This window comes from Moorena sp. SIO4E2 (genome assembly GCF_010671945.1).
Taxonomy (GTDB): Bacteria; Cyanobacteriota; Cyanobacteriia; order Cyanobacteriales; family Coleofasciculaceae; genus Moorena; species Moorena producens.
The window spans coordinates 1-4,190 of sequence record NZ_JAAHIE010000587.1; the positions used below are offsets into that span (position 1 = coordinate 1).

4 protein-coding genes and 1 pseudogene are annotated in these 4,190 nt (G+C 43.4%); 4 read left to right on the top strand and 1 reads right to left on the bottom strand.

Features of this window, described 5'->3' with window-relative positions:
- The 3 genes from F6K37_RS33555 to F6K37_RS33565 form a co-directional block, all read left to right on the top strand.
- A partial coding sequence (locus tag F6K37_RS33555; protein ID WP_287255045.1) for a transposase occupies positions 1–187 on the top strand: 187 nt, incomplete at its 5' end.
- Between the two features lie 352 nt (positions 188–539).
- Entirely contained in the window at positions 540–1,400 is an 861-nt protein-coding gene (locus F6K37_RS33560; protein WP_008181986.1) for a DUF4388 domain-containing protein, read from the top strand.
- 150 nt (positions 1,401–1,550) lie between these two features.
- Complete coding sequence (locus tag F6K37_RS33565; protein WP_008181987.1) at positions 1,551–2,099, top strand: GTP-binding protein; 549 nt, start codon at positions 1,551–1,553, stop codon at positions 2,097–2,099.
- A 390-nt stretch (positions 2,100–2,489) separates the two neighbouring features.
- Here F6K37_RS33565 and F6K37_RS33570 read toward each other — a convergent pair.
- Positions 2,490–3,808, bottom strand: a pseudogene (locus F6K37_RS33570) (IS701 family transposase).
- A 196-nt stretch (positions 3,809–4,004) separates the two neighbouring features.
- Between F6K37_RS33570 and F6K37_RS33575 the strand changes: the two are divergent.
- Positions 4,005–4,190, top strand: a 186-nt coding sequence (locus F6K37_RS33575; RefSeq protein WP_287255047.1) for a hypothetical protein, incomplete at its 3' end; no start/stop codon positions are given.

Here is a 4,190-nt window from a genome sequence, read left to right on the forward strand (position 1 = left end):
TCCGCCCAAGTGCAACCGTACTGTTAAGCGTGAGTATGATCGATACTTATACCAAGCACGACATCTAATTGAAAACTTCTTTGCCCAACTCAAGCAATATCGAGCGATTGCCACACGCTATGATAAAGGGGCAATAAACTTTCTATCCGCAATTTATCTGGCTGCTACCGTTATCTGGCTTAATTGATGACACGCCCTAACTGGAAGTGGCTATAGTGGGAAAACTATCTAAGCGCCAGGTTTGAGTTAAGCCTATTTCCAATGTCAGATTGCCAATGTCAGAAACCCTGCTGAACCTCTCCTCTCTAAGGCTTATATCTTCATTTTACGCATCAGTCATAAGATAGAAATTTTTGACTTTACACTTAGGGAATTACTAACCCAATGGTTAGAATTGTATTGTAAAATAATTAAAATTTAATAACTTTAATATAAAATCCGAAAAAATCGATCAAAAAAAATAGATTATTCATTATGTCTTGTGACTATCAATAAACTTAAGCCTAGTAATAGGTGACTTTCTTTATTATTGGCAAGTAATGGCTATCACGAGTTCTTTAGCGGAATTTTCCCTCCCAGAATTGTTTCAGTTCCTCGATCAAGGAAACAAAACTGGATTACTAACCCTCCGATTCAAGCTAAGTAGGCATAGTCAGGAAATAAAAGCTCGACATATTCTACTGCGCCAAGGTCGGATCTTGGCAGTTAGCTATCGTCTGGATCACCAATGCCTGCTGAAAATGATGTGTCAGCGGGGTTGGCTGAGCCCTGAGGTAATTAATGAACAGGTAAATCGATGTCCGGCGAATAAACCGATTGGTCTGTACTTGAAGACTAAGGGATTTCTGCATCCAGAGCAGTTGAGACTACTATTTCATGCCCAGGTTATACGCTCAGTTTGTGGCTTATTCCGGCTCAAAGATGCTAAATTTAGGTTTGACTCTAAGGCAACCTTGCCCACGATAGAAATGACGGGTTTAAGCATCTCAGCTACCAAAGCAACTCTAATTGGTCTGCGAGCTCTACCAGATTGGACTGGATTAGCAGACAAGCTACCTGAGACAACCTCAGCACTATCTAGGGCGATGGTTGGTCATCGCCAGTTAGGGCTAGACCCTATGGAAGCTGCAGTTTGGAAATTAGCCAATGGGTCGATTCCCCTCACTGATATTGCTACTCGGTTGGGGAAGTCTCTGGAAACGGTTCAACAGATATCCTTCCGGCTGATTAGCGTGGGTTTAGTCGCAGAAGTGCCTATGCTTACTTCATATCAACAGAACTATTGGCAATCACAGGGATTAGAGCCAGTCGCCGTTGGGGCAAATCGAACTGAGGAGGACAATCCTCAAGAGCTGAGCAATCGCTTTGTGCAACACTTACTTGGTTTCTTAAGGAGGTAATAACGATTAATAACAGCTAGGTACTTTTTGGAGTTAATGGTAGTTTTTCTGCAATCAGAGTATGGTAATCCTAATCCTGTGGTTGACAATAATGTTGTCGTGTTTCCGATTCTGCTTCAGAACGGCTAACAGCAAATAAGCGTGGAAATTATGCGTCTAGTTGTAACCGGTGCCGTGGGTGCTGGAAAATCCTCTTTCATTCGCTCGGTTAGCGAAATTGATGTAGTGGATACAGATTGCCTAGCAACGGACGTGACAACTAAAATTAAGCAAAAAACTACAGTAGCGATGGACTTTGGGCGTTTGCAATTTGCTCAAGATATGGCGCTACATTTATATGGTACTCCAGGACAGTCTCGCTTTGATTTCATGTGGGATATCCTGATTCGGAAAGCGCATGCTTACATACTCCTTGTTGATGCCCATCGTCCCAGTCAGTTTAGCTCTTCCCGTCGCCTGCTCAGTTTTATGGGACAGCGTGTGAAAATTCCCCTAGTGATTGGTCTAACCCATGTTGATTGTGAAGGAGCTTGGTCAGAAGAGGATGTAGCGATCGCGTTGGGCTTTGTGGATGAAAGCAATCGACCCCCGATGGTCAGCCTCAATGCCAATCAACGAGATTCTGTGATTCAAGCATTAATAGTGCTAGTACAATATTTCATTAAATGTGACATATCCCACACTCACCCTAATGACTAAAGTGTGGGTCTATCGCCGGAAAATCTCAAACTAAGGCTACAAGGGGACAACGAAGACAAGACAGACAAGGCAGGGTTTATTGAGAACTATCCCCAGTTTATTGACAAGATACGTTTGCCCTGGCTAGTTATACCCATAAATGGTAGCTCTTAATACCAATAATCTATATAATTAAGGATCTATCGATACTAAGTTTTGGTGTCTTGAAGCCATTTTGAGGTGTTTTTTGATAACTAGCAACTTAGGTTAGTAGTAGGGTGGATAATGCCCACCCTAGCAGAACTTACGCAGCAATTCTATCTGTAGCTTCCGTTAATAATGCCCCCTACTACTTATAGAGTGTGTTGCGCAGTATTGAGTAACTCCTGCCTAGTGGTACTTAAACAGATATCAAGCCCAAATAAAGCCCAAAGCAGCTTTGTAAGCGAAGAATAGGTTGCGATTTTGAGTCAGCCACTCCACAAAACGGAAAGACATCGCTGCTCCGTTACGCCTCTAATGACTCAGGAAAGGTTTTTAAAGGTTTGTTAGCCCAACGTCTTCTTAACCCTCCAGTTAAGGTGTGCCATAAAATAAATGTATAGGCACAAAACACAAGAATGAAATGTCTCAGCAAGCTGCGAGCATCTCTGACTTGATATTCTTTAAGCCCTAACCATCCTTTGGCTTCTCGATCGAAAACTTCCACCCAATTCCTTTGAGCATAGCTAGTTACTATCCACTCGGCTGTGGCTTTTGTTGAGTCAACATTGGTAATCAAATAGTCAATCTCACGCTTCTTGGTCGAAGGTCGAGGCCTGATTGACGATAGCAATTGTTCTCGTTCCTTCGAGCTGTGATAGTTCAACTTCAACAGTGGCCACCCAAACTGTTTTCGATTGATTTAGATTGAGGTTAACCGGGATAAAAGCTGAGCCAGGCAAGACTGATGCTAATTTATCTAAGGGAATTTCCTCTCTGTTATTTGCCGATGTTTGACTTATAACTTGGCGGTTTTTGGCTAATCCCCCTAAATACTTTAGTTTCCTTTTTTCCAGCTTATGCAGAAATGTTGTGTTATTTCCATAGCCAGCATCAATTACCACGTACCCCGGTCGGTATCCTCTCAGCAAGCTGCGGTCAATTAACCCTAAAGCTAGCTCCGGCTTTTTCTTGAATTCAGGGTCTTTGTTTCCCTGAGGTAAAGAACTGGCGTGTTGATATAACTCTAAATCTAATGGTAGGCTTTTTTGGCCATCATATAGATCAGTTGTTACCACTACTACCCCATTATCGATTTTACCGATTTCGACCATGTACTGCCGTCCCACTCCGGCTGTGAAATTGCCGCTTTTTCGCGAGTCCTGAGTCATCAACAATTAACGTGAATCCTCTACTGATCCGGGTTTGGCTACACTGATTCATCACGATCAGGCGGCGTTCAACCGGTTCGGCTGACCAGGGCGCTTCCGTCAAAAAGCGATGCAGTCGGCCAAAGGGGGTTTCCCCCACTCGCTATGGCATCAAGACAATGATGTAATCGGTGGTAAGTCACTCCCACAGGGTTATAAGCCATTTGAGACAGGTTTTTTCGTTCACTTTCCCCTAATAATCCACCTATATAGTTCCTAAACTCCCGTTTTTGGGCTTTATGGGTCCAGACATCATCAAAGGGTTTACACCATCGTTCGAAGCAAGGGGGCAAGGGGTGCGGGAGTTGTCTCTTTCATTCCTCAAGTCTTAACGTGAAATGTCGGCCATAACTGTATTATACCTTTATTGATTCTCGATTTTAGTTTAAGTACCAATAGAATGATTTTTTATAAATAACCCGTCCCATCCGACCTATTCGGCCATAAGCGCGGTTTTATACACACTATGTTCGGTAGAGCCCAATAACTTTAATACTGGTCTTAGTATTGCTTTTTGCTCATCACAATTACTGGCACCTCTTTTGTTGAGGAAGCGATGCAGCTTCGGAACAGGGGAGGCAGCGCCGCCAAAGGGGGTTCCCCCCACTCGCGCTTTGCCGTGGTTTCCCCCGGAGACGAAACCTTAGACAGGGGAGCCTTTATGGTTGGTAGGCTATGCAGATGCATGGTTAAAACTTAT

Excerpts from the sequence above, each read along its gene's own strand:
- F6K37_RS33560 (WP_008181986.1), top strand. The coding sequence starts at position 540 with ATGGCTATCACGAGTTCTTTAGCGGAATTTTCCCTCCCAGAATTGTTT.
- F6K37_RS33565 (WP_008181987.1), top strand. The coding sequence starts at position 1,551 with ATGCGTCTAGTTGTAACCGGTGCCGTGGGTGCTGGAAAATCCTCTTTC.